We start from the raw sequence: 22,819 nt of genomic DNA on the forward strand, positions 1-22,819 counted from the left end.
GTCCCTCCTTGTCCGCCGTTACATGACAATAAACATACAGTAAGCGGCAACGCGAAAATTCACACAAAGTCACAATCGCGCGGCGGCGGCGATTTCCTCCATCGCGCAGCGCAGGATGGCGGGATGGCGGCCCAGCGCCACATGGCCGATCGCCCCGAACACCAGGTTGCGCGCGCCCGGCAAGGCGCCGGAATCCTGCGGCGCCACGATGTTGTCGTGGACAGAGTAGATGGAGCTGATCAGCCCGCGTTGCAAATTTGCCTCAGACGCCGCCAGCGCCGCCAGCCATTCGCTGCGGTAGCGCATCTGCACCGCGTTGCCGCCCGGCCCGAAGTGGGCCAGCGCGGTGCCGTGGTGCGGCGTGCCCAGCGTGATGACGCGCGCCACCGCGTCCGCGCCGTGGCGGCGCAGCCAGGCGCGCGCCACCAGCCCGCCCATGCTGTGGCCGACAATGATGACTTGCTTGCTGCCAGTCTCCGCGCACAGCCGCTCGATGGCGGCCTGCACCTGCGGCACGTAGGCGTCGATCGAGGCGCCCGGCGGTTCCAGGTCGATGCCGTAGTGGCTGATGCCGGCCCGCGCCAGGCGCGCGCTCAGCGGCCGCCAGTAGCCGCTGTTGCAGGCATAGCCGTGGATCAGCAGCACCGGCAGGCCGCGCGCCTGCGGCTGCAATTGCATGCCGAGCGGACGCAGCATGTCGAAGCTGGAGGCCAGCATCGAGGCGCGGAATTCATGCAGGAACAGGCCGGCGGCGCGGGCCGGGTTGAGCGCGTGGTCGGCCGGCGTGGGCGCGCCCTTGCCCGCGCGCGAGCTGAGCAGGAAGTTGTTGGCCGACAGCGCCATCCGCACCAGCAGCACACAGGCCAGGCCGAGCGCGCCATAGGCCAGCGCGGTCAGCGGCGGGTTGAGCGGGGCTTCCCACGCCGGCCGCCACACCAGATGCAGGCCGGCCGCCAGCGCCAGCGCGGCGCCGGCCTGCACCAGCAACAGCAGGATAATCCAGCGTTTGATCATGCCGCCATCATACCCCGGTCCGGCCGGTCAGGCGCGCACCGGGATGGCCGCCGGCTTGCCGGTCAGCTGCTGCGCCAGGTTGCTGGCCAGGCGCGCCACGATGCCGTAGATCGACAGTTGCGGATTGGCGCCGATCGAGGTCGGGAACAGCGAGCCGTCGTGCACCGACAGGTTGGCCAGGCCGTGGTAGCGGCCGTCGGCGCCGGTCAGGCCCTGGCGCTCGTCGCCGGACATGGCGCAGCCGCCCATCACGTGCGCCGACACCACGCGCGTGGCCAGCAGCTTGAGCGGCAACGCGGCGATGCCGTCCCGCGCCTGCGCCCAGCTGGTGTAGCGCGGCGCCGACTCGTGCACCGGCGACACGTCCCTGGCGCCGGCCGCGAACTGGATCTCGGCCATGGTCAGCAGCGCGCGCCGCGCGCCGTCCCAGATGAAGTCGCTGATCGGGTAATCGAGCACCGGCGCGCCGGCGCCGTCCAGCGCCACGCTGCCGCCGGGCGCATCGGCATGGAAGCCGTCGCGCAGCAGCGCCAGGATCACCTGCTTGTGCGGGAACTGCGCCATCTCGGCCGCGTGCTGCGCGCCGAAGCCGGCCACCGTGGTGGCCAGCAGCAGCGGATGCAGCGGCGGCACTTCCAGCTTGTAACCCATCGGCCCGTCGATCGGCGCGTTGTGCAGGAAGTGGTCGGAGTACACGGTCTGCGGCGCGCCGGCGTAGCCGTCCACGCGCTGCTCGAAGGTGGCGGCCGAGATCACCACCGGATGCAAAAAGGTGCGCTTGCCCAGCAGGCCGTGCGGATCGGGCGCGCCCGAGCGCAGCAGCAGCGCCGGCGTGTTGATGGCGCCACCGGCGGCGATGAAGTGCCGCGCGCGCAAGGTGATGCGGCGCCCGGTTGGCGCGTGGCCGGAGGCGTCCAGCGCCACGCAGTCGAGCTGCGCCACCTTGTCGCCCTGGAGCACGAAGCGCTCGGCGCGGGCGCGCGTCAGCAGCGTGGCGCCCTGGGTCAGCGCCGACGGGATGGTGGTGACCAGCATCGACTGCTTGGCGTTGGTCGGACAGCCCATGCCGCAGTAGCCCAGGTTCCAGCAGCCGTTGACGTTGCGCCGTATCAGCGCGGTCGGGATGCCCAGCTTGGCGGCGCCACGGCGCAGCAGGTCGTTGTTCTCGTTGGGCGCGGCCGGCCAGTCCATGACGTTGAGGCGCTGCTCCATCATGCCGAACCACGGCGCCAGCTGTTCCGGCGTGTAGTCCTTTAAACCATACTGTTTATTCCAATACGCCAGCGTGATGTCGGGCGTGCGGAAGCTGCTGGTCCAGTTGACGGTGGTGCTGCCGCCCACGGTGCGGCCCTGCAGGATGTTGATGCCCTTGTCGCGCGTCTTGCGCGCGGCCGATTCCTGGTACAGCTGCGGATAGGCCTCGGCCTCCTTCATGTTGAAGTCGGACGAGGAGCGCAGCGCGCCCTCCTCGACGATCAGCACGCGCAGGCCGGACAGCGCCAGGATCTCGGCGCTGACACCGCCGCCGGCGCCGCTGCCGACGATGACCACGTCGGCCTCCAGCGTCAGGTCGGCGTCCAGCCGCGCGCAGTCGGTCACGCGCCAGCCGGCGGCCAGGCCGGCCTGGATCGGATCGGGGATCGGGCCCTTGGCGGCGGCGATCGGGATATTCGTCGTATTGCCCAAATTCGTCATTTTTGCAGCTCCTTCAGCGGGCCGGGATAGCCGATGCCGGCCCAGGTCGACGGCTCCGCGTACCACGAGCCGAGGATCAGGTCATGCAGCGCCAGGTAGGCCGTCTGCAGCATGGCGAGGCGGTGATGGCGCCAGCTCTCCAGGAAGGCGGCCACCTCCTGCGGCGCGGCCTCCCGCCAGCTGCCGGACACGCCGGCCAGCCAGCGCCGCGCGGGCGCCAGCGCGAGCAGGCCGAACAGGTCCTGCACTTCCTTTTGGGTGGCCAGCGGCAGGCCGTGGATGGCGGCCAGCGTGCGCGCGGTGGCGGCGTCCAGCGCGGCCCGGCGGGCGGCGGCGTCGGCCGGCAGCACCGGCCCCAGCATCGCGGGCACGATGGCGGCCAGCACCGCGCCGGCCTCGCCGTCGAGGACGAACGCCTGCGGCGCCGCGGGGGGATGGGTCAGGCGATAGGCGGCGCCGCCGGCTGCGAGCAATAGCGCGCCGGCCGCGCCGATCTTGAGGAAAGATCTGCGGGTGGTCATGTCTCCGTCCGTCTCGTTTTTATAATCCAGCTAGTGTACGTGAACGGACGGACAAGCTTCTCCGCAAAAAATAGAGTGCCGCGTCTAGTCGGCCCGCGCCTGCTTGCTGGCCAGGTAGGCGTCGGTGGCCTTGACCAGCATGGCCTTCTCGGCCAGCTTGAAGCGCGCCACCTCCATGCCGCGCGCCAGGTTGGGCAGCAGGTCGGCCGGCACCCTGCCCTTGATCCAGGCCTCCAGCTGCTCGGGCGGCAGCGCGCGCCAGAACATCTCCGGCGTGTACTGCGCCAGTATCATCGGGCCGAACGGCTGGTGCGGCGCGATCAGGCGCTCGGAGTTCTGCGTGAACACCGACCAGGACAGCTGCGGATGCTCGCCGCCCAGCACGCCCACCAGGCCGATGCGCGCCATGTCGGCCTGCTTGGGGATCTCGTCCGACAGCGCGATCGCGGCGGCTTTCTCCGCCAGCGCCGGATCGCGCACCTGCATCAGCGCCGTGTAGTAACGGCGCAACTCCGTCTCGTTTTTGGCCGACTTGGCGATCGCGTGCAGCTGTTCGAACTCGGCCGCCGTGGCGTGCTCGGCCACCATGGCCAGCACCATCAGCTGGTCGTCGGCGGAGAGGGCGGCGCGGTCGGCGACGAAGGCGGCGAAGCGCTTGCGCGCCTCGGCCAGCACGTCCGGATCGCCCCAGCCGCCCAGGTCGGCCAGCAGCGAGCGGCGCAGCTTCTGCATGCCCGGCGACTCGTCCGCGCGCGCGTCCCAGCCCAGCTTGACCGACAGCGGCTTGACGATGGAGCGCGCATACGCGGCGAAGGCGGCGTGGCCAGGGGTTCCGCGCTCGGCTGTCTCGATGGTGTCGAGCGCGCCGGTGATCTGCTCCCAGGCGCGCTGGTTGGCCGTGTCGCCCATGGCCGAGGCCAGCGCCAGGTAGCTCGCCAGCGGCTGCGCGCCGGCGCCCACCAGCGCCCACTGGTCGTCCAGCAGCGCGATGCGGTCCGCTTCCGGCACGCTGGCGAAGGACTGGGTGATGCGGGCCAGCGTGGCGTCGTCATAGGCCACGCGGAAGTAGCCGACCGCGCCGGCGTTGATGCTCAGCGTCTCGTCGCAGCGGCCGGCTGGCACGCTCTGGCGGTCGCCGTCGAACAGCACCGGCTTGGGCGCGCCGGCGCCGCTGCGCACCTGCAACGGCACCGGCCAATGGCCCTTGCCGCTGCCCAGCCCCTGCAACAGGAAGCGCTGCTGCGTCAGGGCGATCGTGCGCTCGCCGGCGGCGTCGCAGCTGGCCGTCACCGACACCAGCGGGAAGCCCGGCTGCGAGGTCCAAGCGCGGGCGATCCCGCTGACCTGGCCGGCACCGGCGCCGTCCAATGCCTGCCACAGGTCGCCGCTGAGGGTGTTCGAGTAGGCGTGCGTCTTCATGTAGCTGCGGATGCCGCTGCGGAAGTTGTCGGCGCCCATGTGCGCCTCCAGCATGCGCAGCACGGCCTGCCCCTTGCTGTAGGTGATGGCCGGGTCGAAGGCGCTGCTTGCCTGCAGCTCGTTGGTCACGTGCTGCACGATGGCGTGCGAGGTGGCGCGGGCGTCGGCGCCCATCGCGTCCTCCTTGGTCGCGTCCTGATGCTCCCACCAGCGCCAGCTGGGGTTGCGCAGGTCGGTCTGGCGCGCGGCCATCCACGAGGCGAAGCTTTCGTTGAGCCACAGCTCGTCCCACCAGCCCATCGTGACCAGGTCGCCGAACCACTGGTGCGCCATCTCGTGCGCCTGGATGCTGTAGACGGTCTGCCGGTTGCCCATGGTGCTGGACGGGGTGATCAGCAGGGCCTGGTCGTTGTAGGTGATCGCGCCCCAGTTTTCCATGGCGCCGCTGAAGCCGCCAGGCACGGCGATCGAATCAAGCTTGGGCAGCGGATAGCGCACGCCGAAGTAATCGTTGTAGTCGGCCAGGATCTGCTGGGCGTTGGCCAGCGCCTGCTGGCCGCCCTGCTCCTGGCCCTTGACCGCGACCACGCGGAACCGCGTGCCGCCGCTCTCGGCCGCGATGTGCGCCAGGTCGCCGCCGGAGAATTCGACCAGGTAGGTCGGCATCTTCGGCGTCGGCGCGAAGCGGGTGGTGGCCAGCTCGCCTTTGACGCTGCGCTCGCTCTCGGGCATGTTGGAGTACACCGCCCACTTGGCCGGCACCGTCACGCTGAGCTTGAACACGGCGCGGAAGGCCGGCTCGTCCCAGCAGGGGAACATGCGGCGGGCGTCGGTGGCTTCGAACTGGGTGGTCAGCATCGCGTCCTTGGCGCCGGCCGGCGTCACGTACTCCTGCAGGAACAGGCCGCGCGGTTCCTTCTCGATCTTGCCGCTGTAGGCAAAGCTCAGCGTGTGGCGCCCGGGCGCGGCCGGACGGGCCAGCTTGATGGTGGTCAGCTGCGCCTTGTCGTCCGACACCACGGAACGCACCGGTTTGCCGTCCAACAGGACTTTGCTCAGTTTCTGGTTCAGCGAGTTGAACTGGATGACGGCGCTGGCGGCCTTGAAGTCCAGCACGATGCTCTCGGTGCCGGCCACGGTGTGGGCCGCGGCGTTGGGCGTGAGCGCGATGGTGTACTCCAGCGGCACCACGTTCTTGGGCAGCCGCCCCGGCGTGGTGGCGAAATCAAACACCGGCGACGCCGCTTGCGCCAATGCCGATGCTGCAGGAAAAGCCAAGGCCAACGCCACCCCCATCACGCCGCGAACATGCATATCCATCTCCTGGTCAGGTTATATTTTCATGTTTAAATTACAATCGTAAGACTATAACACCGCTGGCGGCCGTAAAACCGTCGACATTCAAACACTCATGTCATTCGAAACACGGGCCGACGGCCTCGCCACCCTGCAACTGGCCGGCATCATCACCGACACCCAACACCGCGCGGCGCAAGCGCATCCGGATTTTCATAGGAACGAACAGCCCGCCGACCTGTCGGAGCACCTGCTGTGGCTGCTATCGCGCGCGATCCTGGGCACGGCCGACCTGGAGCGGGCGCGCCGCCATGTGCAGGCCGCCTATCGCGGCGAGCGGCGCGAACGCTATGCCACCGTGCTGGCGCGGGCGATTGCCAGGCGCAGCCTGGGCGGCCAGGATCCCGACCAGGCGCAGCTCGCCGCGCTGGCGTCATCGGGCGTGATCGGACGCGCCGACCATGCGCTGCTGACGCGCACCGCGCCGCGTCCTCGCCGCGTCCGCTGGAACGGCTTGTTGCCGGGGCCTTGGTGGGTGTGGGTGTTGGCCGTGCTGTTCATCGCCTATGGCGCCAACAAGGAACACAAGGCCAGGTCGCTGCCGGACTGCGGCGACGACCGCGTACTGGCCAGCATCGACAAAATGGTACGCGGCCCGGCACAGCAGCGCGCGGCCATCCTTGGCCACGGCAACGAGCGCCTGGGCATGCCGGCCATCAGCGGCATCCACCAGATCAGCCAGTACGACTCGCCCGCCACCCGCGCCTGCGCCGGTACGCTGACCTTCGGCCGCATCAAGCGTCCATTTGGCTACACCCTGGAGTCGACAGGCGACGAGGGCGCCTTTGTAATGGAGAGCGGCGTGCCGGAGATTATCAAAGAGCGCCTGGAGCAGTGGGACTGGAACCGGCGTATTCGCGTTCGTTATCCAAGCTTTGCCAAGGCCCCCTTGGAAGGGCGCGCGCTGCGCAAAGTCTTTTTTGCCGGCGTGATGCAGCTCGCCGACGGCCAGCGCGAACGCGACGCGATCCATGATCTGCAGCCGGACGCCAGGTGCAACCAGGCCTCGCGGCATGTCGGCGTGTTCCGCTGCCGGATGCTGGTCGAGCGCGACGATCCGAAGCTGGCGGCGGCGGGCCAGCCCTCCTCCACGCTGCTCGACAGCGAATTCTCTTTCCAGCGCGACGACTCGGGCCAGGCGTGGCGGCCGGCGCCAGGTTTCGCGGAGGACTTCCGCAAGGCGGTCCAGGCCGCGCGCACCGACTGAGCCGTGCGACAGGTGATCGGCGGAAATTATAAAATAAATAATCTTTATTTTCGCCACAGGCACTCATGACCTCGGACACCACCACCACCGGCCTCGACACCCTGCTCTCGATCGGCATCATCACCGCCGGCCAGCGCCGCCGCGCGCTGGCCGATCCCGGCGCGTCCGAAGTGGCGGCGATGGACAGCATGTCCGACCAGCTGGTGTGGATGATCCAGCGCGACATCGTCACGCCGGACGACATGGCGCACGCCTGCACGCGCATCGAGGCCAATTACAGCGAAGAGGAAGGCGCGCGCCACCTCGAGATCATCAGCGAGACGCTGGCCAAGTACCTCAGCGTGCGCGAACAGATCAACCGCGACAAGCTCGGCGCGCTGGTGTCGGCCGCGCTGATCACGCAGGACGAGCTGGACCGGGTACTGCCGCAGCTGCCGCAAGAGCTGCTGCTGGAGTCGCCGGGCGAGGCGCTGGTCTGGCTGACGCACAACGGCCACATCAGCCGCCGGCGCCTGAAGGACTTCCGCCGCGATGGCGCAGGCGGCGACGTGCGCCGCGCGGCCATCCTGCAGGAGGTCGAACGCCTCGACCTCGAATACCACGACGCCAAGACCGCCTACCTGCGCGCCTTGCTGCCCGGCCCGGTCTGGATGTGGATCGCCGTGCCGATGCTGGCGTTCAGCGTCTACATCTGGCACACGGTGACGCCATCGGCCGCGCCGGCCTGCACCGACCCGGACATCAGCCGCACGCTCGACGGCCTGATGCTGCGCGCCAGCATCGACCAGCGCATCAGCTCGATGCGCCCCGGCGCCGACGCGATGCTGCCGCGCGTCAGCGGCATCAAGGAAGTGGGCTACGCCAGCGAGCCGCGCATCCGCGGCTGCAAGGCCACGCTGACCATCGACAAGACCGAGACGCCGTACGCCTTCACCATCGAACCCAGCGCGCCGGGCAAGCAGGACTTCGCGGTGGTCGGCGCTTCGCCCGCCATTGTCGAGGCGCGCTTCGGCCACCTGACCGCGGACGGCAAGTTCATCAACACAGCCGAGCCGATCGGGCGGGCCGCGGCCGAGCGCGCCTTCCGCGCCGGCGTCGAGCGGCTGATGTCCTCGGCCTTGCCGGCTGGACGGCGGCTGTCTGCAGAGTCGCCCATGTCCGGCATCCCCAAGCTGGCCACCAGCTCGCCCGAGCGCAGCCGCGAGATCGCCGAAGTGGAGCCGCTGGCGCCGTGCCGCGAGATCGCGGCCGGCACCGCGTACAGCTGCCGCCTGCTGGTCGAACGCAACGACCCGCTGCTGGCGGCGATCGGCCGCGACGGCTCGACCACGCTGGAAGGCGACTTCGTGTTCGAGCGCGACGACGCCACCGGACCGTGGCACATGGCCGAAGGCTTCGACCAAGCCTTCGTCAACGCGGTGGCGGCCTCGCGGATCCAGTCCCTGACGCGGTAGGCTGGCTCGCGGCGCAGATCCTGTCCCCCGCCGCCACCAGTTTCATGGTGCGCCGCGCTCCCGACTCAGTCCTTGCGCTTGCCCACCATATGGCGGGCGATGCCGCGCAGGATGTTGACTTCCTCTTTTTCCAGCTGCGCGCGGGCGAACATGCGCTTGAGGCGCGGCATCAGCTTGCGCGGGTTGCCGGCGTCGAGGAAGCCGATCTCCACCAGCGACTGCTCCAGATGCTCGTACATGCCCTCGATCTGCGCCAGGCTGGCCGCCTCGCCTTGGAAGCCGATTTCGTTGGCGTCGCCGGCCGGCTGGCGCACGCTCATCGACGGCGGCGCGCCGTCCAGCGCCGCCATCCGGCACTCGTAGGCCAGCACCTGCGCCGCCTGCGACAGGTTCAGCGACGAGTACTCCGGGTTGGCCGGAATGTTAATCAACACATTACACTTTTCGACGATCTCGTTCGGCAGGCCGAAGCGCTCGTTGCCGAAGATGAGGGCTCCGTGGAGCTCCGGCTGGGCCGCCAGCTGCCCTGCCACCTCGCGCGGCGTCAGCACCGGCGGCGAGTATTCGCGCAGCCGGGCCGAGACGGCGGCCGCGAAGTTGATGCCGTCCAGGGCCTCGGCCATGCTGCCCACCACCCGCGCGCCGGCCAGGATGTCGCCGGCGCCGCTGGCGAAGGCCACCGCCTCGGGGTCGTCCAGCGCGTTGTCGAAACGGGGCGTGACCAGCACCAGGTCGCTGAAACCCATGGTTTTCATGGCCCGTGCCACGGCCCCGATATTGCCCGCGCGGCTGGTCTCGACCAGAATAAATCGCAGCTGTTTGAAAAGATTCGTATTGATTTCGGGCAGGTTCATTTAAAATAGCGCTATTGCGCGGTATCGATACACAAATTCCCCGGGATTTTACCCTGTCGTCGCCGCTCCGCTCTTTAATTCACTCTTGTACACTTTCGTGCTGCCGGGCAGGCTGAGGCCCCCGGTGGGCGTTAGCGTTCTTTTAACGGAAAAGCTTACATGCACCCAATGCTCAACACGGCGATCAAAGCCGCCCGCCGCGCCGCCGCCGTCATCAACCGCGCGTCGTTCGACCTCGACCGCGTCATCGTCACCGAGAAAAACCACAAGGACTTCGTCACCGACGTCGACCAGGCGGCCGAACAGGCCATCATCGAGGTGCTGTCCAAAGCTTATCCCGACCACGCCTTCCTGTGCGAAGAGTCGGGCCCGTCCAAGAACGCCAACGACGAGACTGAATTCACCTGGATCATCGACCCGCTCGATGGCACCACCAACTTCATGCACGGCTTCCCGCAATACTCGATCTCGATCGCGCTGTCGCAGCGCGGCGTGATCACGCAGGCCGTGATCTACGACCCGGTCCGCAACGACCTGTTCACCGCCACCAAGGGCGCCGGCGCCTACCTGAACGACAAGCGCATCCGCGTGACCAAGCTGGACCGCATCGCCAACGCCCTGCTGTCGACCGGCTACGTGGCCGGCAACGCCAAGGCGCTGGACGAATACCTGAAGATGTACGGCATCATGGCCGAACGCTGCCACGGCGTGCGCCGCCCGGGCAGCGCCGCGCTGGACTTGGCCTACGTGGCCGCCGGCCGCCTGGACGGCTTCTATGAAAAAGGCCTGAAGCCTTGGGACATCGCGGCCGGCGCGCTGATGGTGACCGAGTCCGGCGGCATCGTCGGCGAATTCAACGGCGAGTCCGATTACTTGTACAAGGGCGACATCATCGCCGCCAGCCCGAAGATCTTCGGCCAGATGGTCGGCCTGCTGGCGCAGTTCGGCGAGCAGCCAAAAGCATGATGAATTAGCAAAAGTAGAGTATTTGTTACAAAAAAAATCCCCTGTGCGCATAAGGCGGCCTTGGCCGTCTTATGCGCACAGGGGTTTTTTTATTTCCTAAGCGAAATAATCAATGCACTTAGCTGCTATACTCAGGCCTGCGGCACTTTTGACCAGTCCTTTAGCCGCAGTGTCATCCACTCTGATTGCCTGCGACTGGCGCCTAGAAAGCGACAGGCCGATCTTAACAAAAAGTCATCATGTCATTTTCTTCCCTCGGTTTGTCCGACGCTATTGTCCGTGCTGTTACCGAAGCCGGCTACACCACGCCCACCCCGATCCAGCAGCAGGCCATCCCTGCCGTACTGAACGGCGGTGACCTGCTGGCAGGCGCACAAACCGGTACCGGCAAGACCGCCGGTTTCACGCTGCCGATCCTGCACCGCCTGTCGACCGACGCCAAAGGCGCGGCGATCACCAGCAACACCACGGCCCGCCCGATCCGCGCCCTGATCCTGACCCCGACCCGCGAACTCGCGGCCCAGGTCGAGGAAAGCGTGCGCATCTACGGCAAGTACACCAAGCTCAACTCCACCGTGATCTTCGGCGGCGTCGGCATCAACCCGCAGATCAAGCAGCTCAAGCACGGCGTCGACATCCTGGTCGCCACCCCGGGCCGCCTGCTGGACCACATGGAACAGCGCACCGTCAACCTGTCGCACGTGGAAATCCTGATCCTGGACGAAGCCGACCGCATGCTGGACATGGGCTTCATCCGCGACATCAAGAAGGTGCTGGCGGCGCTGCCGCCAAAGCGCCAGAACCTGCTGTTCTCGGCCACCTTCTCGGACGAGATCAAGGCGCTGGCCGATGGCCTGCTGAACAAGCCGGCCATGATCGAAGTGGCGCGCCGCAATTCGGCGGTGGAAGTGATCGCCCAGATGATCCACCCGGTCGACCGCGACAAGAAGCACCCGATGCTGTCGCACCTGATCAAGACCAACGACTGGCACCAGGTGCTGGTGTTCACCCGCACCAAGCACGGCGCCAACAAGCTGGTCGAACAGCTGGGCGGCGACGGCATCGGCGCGATGGCGATCCACGGCAACAAGAGCCAGTCGGCGCGCACCAAGGCGCTGTCCGAGTTCAAGGACAACAAGCTGCAAGTGCTGGTGGCCACCGACATCGCCGCGCGCGGGATCGACATCGACCAGCTGCCGCACGTGGTCAACTACGACCTGCCGAACATTCCTGAAGACTATGTGCACCGCATCGGCCGCACCGGCCGCGCCGGCGCCACCGGCGAGGCCGTGTCGCTGGTCTGCGTGGACGAGCACGAGATGCTGAAGGATATCGAAAAGCTGATCAAGCAAACCCTGCCACGCGCAGTGATTCCAGGCTTCGAGCCGGACCTGAACGCGCGTCCGCAACCGGTGCAGCTGCGTAGCGGCGGCCCAGGCCATCGCAACGGCGGTGGCGGTCGCAACGGTGGCGGCCAAGCGCGCGCCAAGACCGGCGGTGGTGGCGGCGGCGGTGGCGGCAACAAGCCACGCGCACCGGGCACCGGCGGCGGCAACGGCGGCGGTCCACGCACCGGCACCAGCGCCCCACGCTCGGCGGCCCAGCACCGCTCCGGCGGCCGCGGCCGATAAGCAGTCCCCTCAAAACCACCTTCGGGTGGTTTTTTTTACCCCGGCAAGGCGGGGTCGGACCCCAGGCGGATCGCCGTGCGGGGTGGCGGCGCGCCGCGCCAACGGCATTTGCGGTTACGATAGCGGCTTCTCAGCCGGAGTCCGCCCATGCCCAAATTCGCCGCCAACCTGTCCATGCTGTTCACCGAAGCGCCGTTCCTGGAACGCTTCGCGCTGGCACGCGAGGCCGGCTTCGACGGCGTCGAATTCCTGTTCCCCTACGCTTACGATGCCCACCAACTGGCCGAGCGCCTGAGCCGCCACCAGCTGACCTTGGCGCTGTTCAACCTGCCCGCAGGCGACTGGAACGCGGGCGACCGCGGCATGGCCTGCGACCCGCGCCGCCAGGACGAGTTCCGCGCCGGCGTGCACAGCGCGCTGGAGTACGCCACCGAACTGGGCGCGACGCAGCTGCACTGCATGGCCGGCAAGACGCCGCCCGGCCTGGCGCCGGAACGCGCCCACGCCACCTACGTCGACAGCCTGCGTTGGGCCGCCGCCGAGCTGGCGCCGCACGGCATCAACTTGCTGATCGAGCCGATCAACCACTACGACATGCCGGGCTACTTCCTCAACCGTAGCCGGCAGGCGCTGGACATCATCGCCGAAACCGGCAGCCCCAACCTGTTCCTGCAGTACGACATCTACCACATGCAGCGCATGGAAGGCGAACTGAGCAACACGATCCGCGCCAACCTGCCGATGATCAAGCACATGCAGATCGCCGACACCCCCGGCCGCCACGAGCCGGGCACCGGCGAGATCAACTACCGCCACCTGTTCCGCCTCATCGACGAGCTCGGCTACGAAGGCTGGCTGGGCTGCGAATACCTGCCGGCCGGCGACACCATCGCCGGCCTGGACTGGCGACAGGCGCTGACCAGCTGATCTGCGCATTCGCAATACGGAAATATTCACGCAAGGCAACAATGTCCTCACACCTAGGGAGCGAACATGAAATTAAGCCGTGTATTCCTGATCCTCTGCTGCCTGGCCCTGCTTGGCGGCTGCGCCAGCAGCAGCCCGCGCATGGCGGAGGTGCGCGCCTTCGCCGCCCAGTCGCCGCACTTGGGCGCCTACCATGAGCTCACCGAGCGCTACCGCACCACCTACCAGCGCGAACAACCCTTCCTGAGCCCCGCGGCCGACCAGCGCGAGCGCCAGCTCGACCAGCAGCGCCAGGCCTCCAGCGCGGATTTCGCCAAACTGCAGACCGGCGTGCAGGCGTACATGCAGGCGCTGGGCCGGCTGGCCGGCGACAACCAGTACGACCTGGAGGACCAGGTCAAGTCCATGAGCGCCGGCATCAAGGCCTGGCCCGACAGCGGCATCGACGAGCGCCACGTCAACGCCTACGCCGGCCTGACGCGGCTGATCACGCGCGCGCTGACCCGGCCGGCGCAGGACAGCGCGGTGCAGGAGCTGCTGCGCGACGGCCACCAGGCGATGGAGGAGCTGCTTGGCGCCATGCGCACGCTGCTGCGCCTGTACGACAAGAGCAGCGACAACGAACAAAAAATCGTGCTCGGCATGCTGGAGAGCGAGATCCCCTTCGTCGACACGCGGCGCGACCGGCTGCTGCTGGCGCTGTCGCGGTCGCTGCAACACGACAAGCAGGTCGAGTACCACCTGACCGGCGTGCGCAACACCCAGGCCCAGCAGAACCTGGCCGCCATCGAGCAGGCCCATCGCGCCTTGTTCAACCAGATCCCGCAGCAATAAGGAGTTCGCCATGGCCGATCAACACGATATCGAAGCGCTGGCCGACAGCCTGTCCGCCAGCGCCGACGCCCTGCACGCCCACCTGATGCGGGCGCTGCGCAAGCCGGCGCCGGGCGGCGCGCCGGCCATGTCGCAGGGCACGGCGCAGGCGCTGTTCGAGAACGAGGTGCTGCTGCGCCAGCGCGCCAACAGCCTGTACCTGGACAGCGCCCGCCTGGCCGCCGCCGGCCTGGGCGGCGCGCAGCAGCAATTGCTGGACCTGGCCCGGCGCGCCGAGGACGCCATCGCCCGCATCGACCGCGTCAAGGACATGATCGACCTGACCGCCGAACTGCTGTCGCTGGGCGCGGCGATCGCCACCGGCAAGCCGGACCACCTGGCCGCGCCGCTGGAAAAACTCAAGCACCACCTGGACGCGCTGCCCGCGCCGGGCTGAGCCCGCTGAACAAAATCGCGCCGCGCCGGTCCAACACCGCAAGGAGTGTGCGGCATGAACGGACTCGACGACATTGAATGGACGGCCCTGCGCGAGCGGCTGGAACGCGCGCGCGCCGCCCTGCTCAGCCAGCTGGCGGACGACCTCGACCGCAGCGCCGACGTGCGCGCGCCGGCGCCGCACGAAGTGGAGGCCTCGCCGGCCGACAACGCCAGCCAGCGCACCCTCAACGCGCTGGTGCACGAGGCGGCCGAACACACGGCGCGCCAGCTGCACATCGTGCGCCACGCGCTGGCCAAGTTCGACGATCAAAGCTATGGATTGTGCGAGCGTTGCGGCGAGCTGATCGGCTATTCGCGGCTCAACGCGCGGCCGGAGGCGCGCCTGTGCATCGCCTGCCAGACGCTGCAGGAACAGCCGCGCCGCTGAATTTGATCGCTGAACACCAACGCCGGCGTCAGCCGGCGTCCTGCCACGGCTGGCTGCGGATCTTGGCCACCTGGCGCTGCGCCAGCAGGCGCCACAGCTGCAGCGCGTCGGCCTGGGCCAGCGTCATCACGCGCGGGCCGGCCAGCGCGATCTCGCAATCGCGGTCCGACCATTCGGCAAAGCGCACGCCGCCGCCGGTGGAGACCTCGACCTCGTACATCAAGCCGTCGTCATAGCCGAAGCGCAGCACCGCGCTGCCGGGTCCGCCGTCGGGCGCGGCGGTCTTGCCGCTGTAGACCTCGGCCAGGGCCGCCGCCATCTGGGCCTCGGACGGCGCCGCCACGTCGCGGCCGTCTGGACGAGTGAGCATTACCCATGCGTGTGCCATTGCCGCATCTCCCCATTACAACGCGTTAGTCCGACGGCTGCCAGGTGTTTTGATTGTAGCGACTATCGGGCCCGAAAAGTCTGGCCGCGCAAGCATAGTCTCCGATAAGCAACAACGCAGCGCAAGCCCGGCGTGGTGCTGTGCGGAAAAAAAACACCGCATGTGCGGCAACGCCCCTGGCGAGGTCGTATAATCGATTCAGGGTTTTCGATATCCACCAGCTATCATTTCGCTAGGCGCCCATGCAAGCAGCCCCGCAAACGAAGGATCTCCCGGCGATGACCACCGCGCTGGAACAGGCGCTGGCGCAGGATCAGCTGCGCCTGCTTTACCAGCCGCTGGTCGACCTGCAAAGCGGCGCGGTGATCAGCCTGGAGGCGCTGGTGCGCTGGCAGCATCCGGATCAAGGATTGCTGGCGGCCCAGGCCTTCCTGCCGCAGGCCGACGCCGCCGGCATGACGGCCGCCATCGGCCACTGGGTGCTGCGGCGCGCCTGCGCCGACCTGCAGGACTGGCGGCGCGGCGGCCAGAACGGCCTGCGGGTGGCGATCAACGTCTCGCCCAGCCAGTTCCGCGACCCCACCTTCTGCGCGGCGGTAGGCGGCATGCTCGACGAGTGCGCCATCCCCCCGGAGGCGCTGACGCTGGAAATCACCGAGACCGCGCTGACCGAGGCCGGCGACGGCTGCGACGAGCTGCTGGCCGCCTTCAAGTCGCGCGGCCTGACGCTCACGCTGGACGACTTCGGCACCGGCCAGGGCTCGCTCAGCAGCCTGAAGCGCTACCCCTTCGACGCCATCAAGATCGACGCCGACTACATCCGCAACGTGGTCAACGACAGCCACGACGCCGCCATGGCCAAGAGCATCATCGCCATGGGCCACAACCTGGGCATGAAGGTGGTGGCCGAGGGCGTGGAGACGGAAAGCCAGTGCGACTTCCTGCGCCGGAACATGTGCGACCACATCCAGGGCTACTTCTTCGCGCCGCCGCTCGACTCCACCGAGCTGCACGAGCTGCTGGCCAGCGGCCGCACGCTGCCGGCCCACCTGCTGCGCATGCACCGGCCGCCGCGCCGGCTGCTGCTGGTGGACGACGAGCCCAACATCCTGGCCGCGCTCAAGCGCCTGCTGCGCGCCGACCAGTACCAGATCTTCACCGCCGGCGACGGCCCGCAGGGCCTGGCGCTGCTGGCCCAGCAGACGGTCGACGTGATCGTCTCCGACCAGCGCATGCCCGGCATGCTGGGGGCTGACTTCCTGCGCAAGGCGCGCGAGCTGGCGCCGGACACCATCCGCATCATGTTGTCCGGCTACACCGAGCTGCAGTCGGTGACCGACGCCGTCAACGAGGGCGCGATCTACAAGTTCCTGACCAAGCCGTGGGAGGACGAGCAGCTGCGCGGCCACATCGCCGAGGCCTTCCGCGTCAAGGAAATCGCCGACGACAACCTGCGCCTGCACCTGGAGGTGCGCAGCGCCAACCAGGAGCTGGCCGCAGCCAACCGCCGCATGGAACAGCTGCTGCTGGAGAAGCAGCGCCAGATCAGCCGCGACGAGATCAGCCTGAGCGTGGCGCGCGAACTGCTGCAGCACCTGCCGCTGCCGGTGATCGGCATGGACGACAGCGGCATGATCGCCTTCATCAACGGCGCCGCCGCCGGCCTGTTCCAGCACAGCGGCGGCCTGCTGGGCAACGAGGCCAGCCTCGTGCTGCCCGAACTTTTTCCGGCCGAGGCCGATGCCGACGGCGGCGCCGGCCTGCCGCACCGCCACCTGGCCGACATCGACGGCCAGCGCTACGCCGTGATGTGCTACCCGATGGGCGAGCACTCGGCCTCGCGCGGCAGCCTGATCACCCTTAGCACCGTGGAGCCCGATAGATGAGCAACACCCCCAATCCCAATGAAATCGACCTGCAGCAGGCGGCCGAAGGCATGGTCCTGGCCGCCGCCCTGCTCGACGCCCACGGCGGCGTGCTGCTGCCGCAGGACGCCACACTGACCGCCGCCACGCTGGCCGCGCTGCGCCGGCGCGGCATCGAACGCTGCGTGGTCTGGTCCACGGCCGAACCGGTCGATCCGGCCGCGCTGGCGCGCGCCCGCGCGCAGCAGCTGGCGCGGCTCGAGCGCCTGTTCCGCCACAGCGCCGACAGCGACGGCGGCGCCGTGCTGCTGGCGCAGCTGCGCGCCTACCGCGAGGGAGCGCAACCATGAACGCCGACGACATCATCAAGGCCGTGCGCGACCTGCCGTCGCTGCCGGCGGTGGTCAACGAGCTGCTGGCCACCATGCAGCAGGACGACATCGACACCCACGCGCTGGCCGCCAAGATCACGCTGGACCAGGCGCTCACCGCCAAGACGCTGCGGCTGGCCAATTCCTCGTTCTACGGCATGCCGACCAAGGTCACCACCATCCAGCAGGCGGTGTCGGTGCTGGGCTTCCACGCCATCCGCACGCTGGTGACGGCCTGCTCGGTGACGGCCAGCTTCGCGCCCGTGCCCGGCAGCGAGTTCGACTTCCAGGCCTTCTGGCGCCACTCGATCGGCAGCGCCGTGTGCGCGCGCGTGCTGGCGCCGCACGTGCGGGTCAATCCGGACACCGCCTTCACCGCCGGCCTGCTGCACGACCTGGGCACGCTGGTGCTGGCCACCCGCTTCCCGGACGAGTACCGCCGCGTGATCGCCCACCGCCGCCAGCACGACTGCCCGGCCGCGCCGGCCCAGATGGCCGTGTTCGGCATCGACCACGCCAGCGTCGGCAGCGCGCTGGCCAAACACTGGAAATTCCCGGAGGCCATCCAGGCCGCCGTGGCCGACCACCACCACCCCGCCGAGACCGGCCCGGCCACGCTGTCGACCGTGATCTACGCGGCCAACATCCTGGCCCACGCGCTCGACCTGTCGGGCCAGGAGGACGACCAGGTGCCGCCGCTGTCGCTGGCCGCCTGGCAGTCGCTGGGCCTGGGCGAGGCCGCCTGGGCCGCCGTGTTCGCCGAGAGCGAGCAATTGTTCGAAACCATGTGCCAGATGCTGACCCCATGACCGCCGCCTCCTCCACTCCCATCGCCCCCGCAGCGCCGCCGCCCGAGGTGGCCATGCACGACGGCATCGCGCTGTCCGAATTCTTCGACGGCCATCCGGTGGCCACCTTCGCCATCGATACCCGGCACGTGATCACGCACTGGAACCGCGCCTGCGAACACCTGCTGGGCTGGAGCAAGCAGGCCATGATCGGCACCAGCAACCACTGGCAAGCCTTCTATCCCAAACCGCGCCCGGTGCTGGCCGACCTGATCGTGGCCGGCGACGATCGCCTGCTGGAGCTGCACTACCCCGGCAAATACCAGGCCTCGTCGCTGATCCCCGGCGCCTACGAGGCCGAGGACTTCTTCCCCAACATCGGCGCCAGCGGCCACTGGCTGCACTTCACGGCGGCGCCGCTGCGCGACCACCAGGGCCGCATCGTCGGCGCCATCGAAACGCTGCGCGACGTCACCGAGCGGCGCGTGGCCGAGAACGCGCTGCGGCGCGCGCACGACAACCTCGAGCACGTGGTCGAGAAGCGCACCGCCCAGCTGGCCGACATGAACGAGCAGCTGCAGGAGGACATCCGCCAGCGCCACCTGGCCGAGGCCGAACTGCGCCGCAGCAACCTCGAGCTGACCGCGCTGAACGACCAGCTGTCGCGCGCCCAGCAGCAGCTGGTGCAGGCCGACAAGCTCGCCTCGATCGGCCAGTTGGCGGCCGGCGTGGCGCACGAGATCAACAACCCGATCGGCTACATCTTCTCCAACTGCACCACGCTGCAAACCTACCTGGACCAGCTGTTTGAAATGCTGCACGCCTACCAGCAGGCCGAGGCCGAGCTGCCGCCCGCGGCCGCGGCCGCCCTGCGCGCGCGGCGCGCCGAGCTCGACCTCGACTTCCTGCGCGAGGACATCCCCTCGCTGATGGCCGAGTCGCGCGAGGGCATCGTGCGGGTGCGCCACATCGTCCAGGACCTGAAGGACTTCTCGCGGGTGGACGCCAACCAGGACTGGGTGTGGGCCAACCTGCACCGCGGCATCGACTCCACCCTCAACATCGTCGGCAACGAGGTCAAGTACAAGGCCGACGTGGTCAAGGAATACGGCGACATCCCCGACATCCAGTGCCTGCCGCTGCAGATCAACCAGGTGGTGATGAACCTGGTGGTCAACGCCGCCCACGCCATCGGCGAGCAGCGCGGCCGCATCACGGTGCGCACCGGCACCGACGGCGAAGAGGTGTGGATCGACGTGGCCGACAACGGCAGCGGCATCTCGCCGGACACGCTGTCGCGCATCTTCGACCCCTTCTTCACCACCAAGGCGGTCGGCAAGGGCACCGGGCTGGGACTGTCGCTGGCCTACGGCATCGTGCAGAAGCACGGCGGCAACATCGAGGTCGACACCGAGCTGGGCAAGGGCACCCGCTTCCGCGTGCACCTGCCGATCCACCAGCCCGAGGCCGCCGCCGGGGAGGCGCCATGAACGCCGCGCTGGCGCCGGCCGGCGCACCGGCCGCGGCAGCGCCCGCCACGCTGCTGTTCGTGGACGACGAGCCGAACATCCTGTCCTCGCTGCGCCGCCTGTTCCGTCCGGCCGGCTACCGCGTGCTGATCGCCGAGAGCGGCGCGCTGGGGCTGGAGGTGCTGGAGAAGGAACAGGTCGACCTGGTGATCTCCGACATGCGCATGCCGGAGATGAACGGCGCCCAGTTCCTGGCCCAGGTGCGGGCCCGCTGGCCCGACACCATGCGCCTGCTGCTGACCGGCTATTCGGACATCCAGTCGATCCAGGACGCCATCAACTGCGGCGAGATCTACCGCTACATCACCAAGCCGTGGGAAGACGGCGACATGCTGCTGGTGGTGCGCCACGCGTTGGAGCGGCGCCAGCTGGAGCAGGAAAAGCAGCGGCTGGAAGCGCTGACACTGCGCCAGAACGAGGAGCTCAAGGCGCTCAACCAGAGCCTGGAGGCCAAGGTCGAGGCGCGCACGCGCCAGCTCAAGGCCGAGCACGATGCCACCGCCGCCGCCAACAACAAGCTCAAGCGGAACTTCGTCACCACCATCAAGATCTTCTCCAGCATGATCGAGCTGCGCGCGCACAACAAGCCGGGCCACGCGCGCCTGGTGGCCGAGCTGGCGCGCCAGCTGGCGGTGCGGCTGGAGCTGGACACGCGCGAGACGCAGGAGATCTTCATCGCCGCGCTGCTGCACGACATCGGCAAGATCGGCTTCTCCGACGAGCTGCTGCAGACGCCGCTGACCATGCTGCACGGCGAATCGCTGGGCCTGTTCCGCAAGCACCCGCAGCGCGCTGCCGAACTGCTGATGCCGCTGGAGGACCTGCGCGGCAGCGCCGCCATCCTGCGCGGCCAACTGGAGCGCTTCGACGGCAACGGCTTCCCGGACGGCCTGGCCGGCCTGGCGATTCCGCTGGGCGCGCGCATCCTGGCGCTGGCGGCGGACTACTACAACCTGCAACAGGGCGCGATGGTGCAGCGCCATCTGCGGCCGGAGGAAGCCAAGTCGCTGATCCTCGACGCCAGCGGCAAGCGCTACGATCCGAACGTGGTGGCGGCCTTCCGCCAGATCGTCGACGGCGGCGCCGACGCCGGCGCCGGGGTCGAGGTGCTGTCGGGCGAACTGCTGCCGGGCATGACGCTGGCGCGCGACCTGATCAGCCGCGACGGCCTGATGCTGCTGTCGGTCGACCACGTGCTGGACGCGCGCATGATCCAGCAGGTGCAGGACTTCGAGACCAAGAGCGGCGCCCGGCTGGCGATCTGGGTGCGCAATCCCAAGGGGGACGCATGAGCAAGATCCTGCTGGTGGACGACGAGGTCAACGTCCTCAACGCGCTGCAGCGCGCGCTGCTGCAGATGCTGCGCGACGCGCCGCCGCAGATCGAGACCTGCACCGATCCCTACGAGGCGCTCAAGCGCATCTGCTACTGCGATTTCGACCTGGTGATCTGCGACTACCACATGCCGCAGATGACCGGCGGCGAGCTGCTGCAGGCGCTCAAGGACGTGGCGCCGGACACGGTGCGCATCATGCTCAGCGCCTCGACCGAATACAACACCGTGCTCAGCGCGATCAACCAGGCGCAGGCGTTCCGCTTCATGAGCAAGCCGTGGGACGCGACCGAGCTGGAGCAGAATGTGCGGCTGGCGCTGGCCCAGCGCGCCGCGCTGGCGGCGCCTCCACCCACGCCGCAGGAACTGGAGGCGCAGCGGCTGGAGGCCGAGGAGCCCGGCCTGCTGGACGTCAAGCGCGACGACGACGGCGCGGTTATCCTGTAACCGCCTGGGCCGGCTGCACCGGCAGGTGCACCGTGAAGCGCGTGCCCTTGCCCACCACCGAAGCCACCTCGATGCGGCCGCCGTGGCGGTTGACGATGCCGTACGACAGCGACAAACCCAGCCCCGTGCCACTGCCGACCGGCTTGGTCGTGAAGAAGGGCTCGAAGATGCGGTGCAGGTTTTCCGGCGCGATGCCGCAGCCGTTGTCCCCCACCTCGATCCATACCCAGCCGTCGGCCGCGCCGGTGCGGATCGTGATCACGCCGGTCTCGCGCAGCGCGTGGGCGGCGTTGACCAGCAAGTTCATGAACACCTGGTTCAGCTGCGAGGCCAGGCAGGTGACCGGCGGCAGCACGCCGTACTGCTTCTCGACCTTGGCCTTGTACTTGATCTCGTTGCTGACGATGTTGAGCGTGCTGTCCAGGCCGTGGTGCAGGTCGGCCACCTGCCACTCGGTCTCGCCGACGTGCGAAAAATCCTTGAGCGCCTGTACGATGTCCTTGACCCGCTTGAGGCCGTCCATCGATTCGCGCACCAGGTCGGTCACGTCCTCCTTGAGGAATTCCAGGTCGGCCTGCTCGCGCAGCGTGGCCAGCTGGGCCGCCAGCGCCGGGTGCGGCGCGGCGGCCTGCTCGTAGCGCTCGATCACGCCCAGCAAGGTGCCGACGTAGTTCTTCAGCGAGCCCATGTTGGAGTTGACGAAGCCCACCGGGTTGTTGATCTCGTGCGCGATGCCGGCCGCCAGCTGGCCGATCGAGGCCATCTTCTCCGACTGAAGCAGCTGCTCGTGGGCGTTGCGCAGCTCGCCGATCAGCGCTTGTTGCTCGACGCCCTTGGCCTGCAGCGCCTCCTCCATGCGCTTGCGCTCGGTGATGTCGGTAAGCGAGCCGATCACCTCCAGCGGCACACCGTTCTCGTCGCGGATCAGGCGCAGCGTGTCGTGCATCCACAGGTAGCTGCCGTCGCTGATGCGGAAGCGGTACTCGTAGGCGCGCTGGCCCTCGCTGAACACCAGCGCCAGGCTGGAGAAGATGTTGGGCGCGTCGTCGGGATGGATGTGGTCGAACCAGAAGTTGGGGTCGGCCACCATCTGCTCGGGATGGTAGCCCAGCACGTTCAAGGCGTTGTTGCTGACGAAGGTCATCTTGAAGTCGCCGCTGGGCACGGTGCAGTAGATGATGGCCGGCGTGTTGTCGACCAGGTACTGCAGCCGCACCAGGGGCGAAGCCGCCTCGGCCACCGGCGCGGCACGGGGCGCGGCGGTGTCGGAAGAAAAGTCGAATTCCTCGAATTGCATAATGGTAGCCTCGCGACGGCGTCTGTCACGCGCACTTTGCGGTCCATGCGCGGTGTTG

21 protein-coding genes are annotated in these 22,819 nt (G+C 68.4%); 14 read left to right on the plus strand and 7 right to left on the minus strand.

Translation table 11 applies throughout. The features are described 5' to 3' along the window. Window positions 1-69: 69 nt before the first annotated feature. From ACUJB0_RS26460 to ACUJB0_RS26475, 4 genes are all read right to left on the minus strand, one after another. Window positions 70-1,014 (minus strand): esterase/lipase family protein, encoded by a 945-nt coding sequence (locus tag ACUJB0_RS26460; RefSeq protein ID WP_444847840.1) that lies wholly within the window; start codon window positions 1,012-1,014, stop codon window positions 70-72. A gap of 27 nt (window positions 1,015-1,041) precedes the next feature. Beyond that, window positions 1,042-2,709, minus strand: a complete 1,668-nt coding sequence (locus ACUJB0_RS26465; RefSeq protein ID WP_444847841.1) for a GMC family oxidoreductase N-terminal domain-containing protein — start codon at window positions 2,707-2,709, stop codon at window positions 1,042-1,044. Further along, complete coding sequence (locus tag ACUJB0_RS26470; protein ID WP_444847842.1) at window positions 2,706-3,230, minus strand: twin-arginine translocation signal domain-containing protein; 525 nt, start codon at window positions 3,228-3,230, stop codon at window positions 2,706-2,708. Before ACUJB0_RS26470 ends, ACUJB0_RS26465 begins: the two co-directional genes overlap by 4 nt. Window positions 3,231-3,314: 84 nt before the next feature. Continuing rightward, window positions 3,315-5,963, minus strand: a complete 2,649-nt coding sequence (locus ACUJB0_RS26475; protein WP_444847843.1) for a M1 family metallopeptidase — start codon at window positions 5,961-5,963, stop codon at window positions 3,315-3,317. A 97-nt stretch (window positions 5,964-6,060) separates the two neighbouring features. Between ACUJB0_RS26475 and ACUJB0_RS26480 the strand changes: the two genes are divergently transcribed. Together ACUJB0_RS26480 and ACUJB0_RS26485 are read left to right on the plus strand one after the other, a co-directional pair. After that, window positions 6,061-7,212, plus strand: a complete 1,152-nt coding sequence (locus ACUJB0_RS26480; protein ID WP_444847844.1) for a hypothetical protein — start codon at window positions 6,061-6,063, stop codon at window positions 7,210-7,212. A gap of 65 nt (window positions 7,213-7,277) precedes the next feature. Next, on the plus strand, window positions 7,278-8,666 hold the full coding sequence (locus ACUJB0_RS26485; RefSeq protein ID WP_444847845.1) for a hypothetical protein: 1,389 nt from the start codon (window positions 7,278-7,280) through the stop codon (window positions 8,664-8,666). Window positions 8,667-8,731: 65 nt separating this feature from the next. Here the strand turns inward: ACUJB0_RS26485 and ACUJB0_RS26490 are convergent, their stop codons facing one another. Continuing rightward, window positions 8,732-9,520, minus strand: coding sequence for an RNA methyltransferase (locus ACUJB0_RS26490; RefSeq protein WP_444847846.1), 789 nt, complete (start codon window positions 9,518-9,520; stop codon window positions 8,732-8,734). Between the two features lie 168 nt (window positions 9,521-9,688). Here ACUJB0_RS26490 and ACUJB0_RS26495 point away from each other — a divergent pair, with 168 nt between their 5' ends. From ACUJB0_RS26495 to ACUJB0_RS26520, 6 genes are all read left to right on the plus strand, one after another. Continuing rightward, window positions 9,689-10,486, plus strand: coding sequence for an inositol monophosphatase family protein (locus ACUJB0_RS26495; protein ID WP_161087462.1), 798 nt, complete (start codon window positions 9,689-9,691; stop codon window positions 10,484-10,486). A gap of 239 nt (window positions 10,487-10,725) precedes the next feature. Next, complete coding sequence (locus tag ACUJB0_RS26500; RefSeq protein WP_444847847.1) at window positions 10,726-12,117, plus strand: DEAD/DEAH box helicase; 1,392 nt, start codon at window positions 10,726-10,728, stop codon at window positions 12,115-12,117. Window positions 12,118-12,264: 147 nt separating this feature from the next. Beyond that, entirely contained in the window at window positions 12,265-13,044 is a 780-nt protein-coding gene (gene otnI, locus ACUJB0_RS26505) for a 2-oxo-tetronate isomerase (RefSeq protein WP_444847848.1), read from the plus strand. A gap of 66 nt (window positions 13,045-13,110) precedes the next feature. Then, entirely contained in the window at window positions 13,111-13,878 is a 768-nt protein-coding gene (locus ACUJB0_RS26510; protein ID WP_444847849.1) for a hypothetical protein, read from the plus strand. A gap of 10 nt (window positions 13,879-13,888) precedes the next feature. Then, window positions 13,889-14,314, plus strand: coding sequence for a hypothetical protein (locus ACUJB0_RS26515; protein WP_444847850.1), 426 nt, complete (start codon window positions 13,889-13,891; stop codon window positions 14,312-14,314). Between the two features lie 54 nt (window positions 14,315-14,368). Continuing rightward, window positions 14,369-14,743: a TraR/DksA family transcriptional regulator gene (locus ACUJB0_RS26520; RefSeq protein ID WP_444847851.1), complete on the plus strand. Its 375-nt coding sequence runs from the start codon at window positions 14,369-14,371 to the stop codon at window positions 14,741-14,743. A 28-nt stretch (window positions 14,744-14,771) separates the two neighbouring features. Here ACUJB0_RS26520 and ACUJB0_RS26525 read toward each other — a convergent pair whose 3' ends face one another. Beyond that, window positions 14,772-15,131: a hypothetical protein gene (locus tag ACUJB0_RS26525; protein WP_444847852.1), complete on the minus strand. Its 360-nt coding sequence runs from the start codon at window positions 15,129-15,131 to the stop codon at window positions 14,772-14,774. A gap of 242 nt (window positions 15,132-15,373) precedes the next feature. On the opposite strand from ACUJB0_RS26525, the gene ACUJB0_RS26530 reads away from it, so the two are divergent. The 6 genes from ACUJB0_RS26530 to ACUJB0_RS26555 are packed head-to-tail and all read left to right on the plus strand — an operon-like array spanning window position 15,374 to window position 21,464. After that, window positions 15,374-17,017, plus strand: a complete 1,644-nt coding sequence (locus tag ACUJB0_RS26530; protein WP_444847853.1) for an EAL domain-containing protein — start codon at window positions 15,374-15,376, stop codon at window positions 17,015-17,017. Then, on the plus strand, window positions 17,014-17,346 hold the full coding sequence (locus ACUJB0_RS26535; RefSeq protein WP_444847854.1) for a hypothetical protein: 333 nt from the start codon (window positions 17,014-17,016) through the stop codon (window positions 17,344-17,346). Before ACUJB0_RS26530 ends, ACUJB0_RS26535 begins: the two co-directional genes overlap by 4 nt. Beyond that, window positions 17,343-18,176 carry an HDOD domain-containing protein gene (locus ACUJB0_RS26540; RefSeq protein WP_444847855.1) on the plus strand — a complete coding sequence of 278 codons (834 nt, stop codon included), beginning with the start codon at window positions 17,343-17,345 and terminating at the stop codon, window positions 18,174-18,176. The genes ACUJB0_RS26535 and ACUJB0_RS26540 overlap by 4 nt, the downstream gene beginning before the upstream one ends. Continuing rightward, window positions 18,173-19,645 carry a PAS domain-containing sensor histidine kinase gene (locus tag ACUJB0_RS26545; RefSeq protein WP_444847856.1) on the plus strand — a complete coding sequence of 491 codons (1,473 nt, stop codon included), beginning with the start codon at window positions 18,173-18,175 and terminating at the stop codon, window positions 19,643-19,645. Before ACUJB0_RS26540 ends, ACUJB0_RS26545 begins: the two co-directional genes overlap by 4 nt. Next, complete coding sequence (nosR, locus tag ACUJB0_RS26550) at window positions 19,642-20,976, plus strand: response regulator c-di-GMP phosphodiesterase, NosR family (RefSeq protein ID WP_444847857.1); 1,335 nt, start codon at window positions 19,642-19,644, stop codon at window positions 20,974-20,976. Before ACUJB0_RS26545 ends, nosR begins: the two co-directional genes overlap by 4 nt. Next, window positions 20,973-21,464 (plus strand): response regulator, encoded by a 492-nt coding sequence (locus tag ACUJB0_RS26555; protein ID WP_444847858.1) that lies wholly within the window; start codon window positions 20,973-20,975, stop codon window positions 21,462-21,464. Before nosR ends, ACUJB0_RS26555 begins: the two co-directional genes overlap by 4 nt. Here the strand turns inward: ACUJB0_RS26555 and ACUJB0_RS26560 are convergent. Continuing rightward, on the minus strand, window positions 21,454-22,761 hold the full coding sequence (locus ACUJB0_RS26560) for an ATP-binding protein (protein WP_444847859.1): 1,308 nt from the start codon (window positions 22,759-22,761) through the stop codon (window positions 21,454-21,456). The genes ACUJB0_RS26555 and ACUJB0_RS26560 overlap by 11 nt on opposite strands. Window positions 22,762-22,819 lie beyond the last annotated feature (58 nt).

Origin of the sequence: Duganella caerulea (assembly GCF_040362985.1) — a bacterium.
GTDB lineage: Bacteria > Pseudomonadota > Gammaproteobacteria > Burkholderiales > Burkholderiaceae_D > Rugamonas > Rugamonas vulcania.